The sequence below is a fragment of the Paraburkholderia sp. RL17-373-BIF-A genome (assembly GCF_046030175.1).
Lineage (GTDB): Bacteria > Pseudomonadota > Gammaproteobacteria > Burkholderiales > Burkholderiaceae > Paraburkholderia.
The window spans coordinates 1-553 of record NZ_JARESO010000387.1 but is presented as its reverse complement, the minus strand read 5'-3'; the positions used below and the strand labels follow the sequence as shown (position 1 = coordinate 553).

Genomic DNA, 553 nt, shown 5'->3' with positions numbered 1-553 from the left:
AGCGGTGATATCTGCGGCCGACCTGGTCGATAGAGTGGAGATCGCGAAGCTTCGGGCGCAAGCTGAGGCAGAGCTGAAGCAGGCGAAGCAAGACGCAACTGCAATGCGGGCGGCCGCGTTGGAGGCGGCAGAGCACGATATCGCAGTGCTTAGACAACAAGCCTATGACCATGCTGTGGCCGATGCGGTGCAGTGGATCTGCCGTGAGCAACACATAGAGAAATCGATAGCGGCGCAATTGACGATGCGTTGGCGCAAGGTCATGGCCGAGATCCTGGAAGGCCTATTGGGAAAGACCGAAAACACCGAACTTCTGCTACGTCGTGTCGAGCGAGAGGTGGGCGAACGGTTGCCGCATGGTCGGCTGACTCTATATGTGGAGCCTGCGGCTGTAGCAGCGGCAACACGGAACTTTTTAGAAGTGCCCGCAATCTTGGTTGTCGCCGATGCTGAGCTTTCGAATGGACAAGCTCGTTTGGATAACGGCTTGGTGTGCGTCTACTTCGATGAGCGGCGTTATCAGGCGAAGCTGTTGCAAGAGTTGGCTAGGGAC

At 57.1% G+C, this 553-nt stretch carries 1 protein-coding gene; it reads left to right on the top strand.

The window, feature by feature from the left end; translation table 11 throughout:
* The coding region (locus tag P0D80_RS51005) for a hypothetical protein (protein WP_408296535.1) at positions 1–553 on the top strand (553 nt) is incomplete at both ends.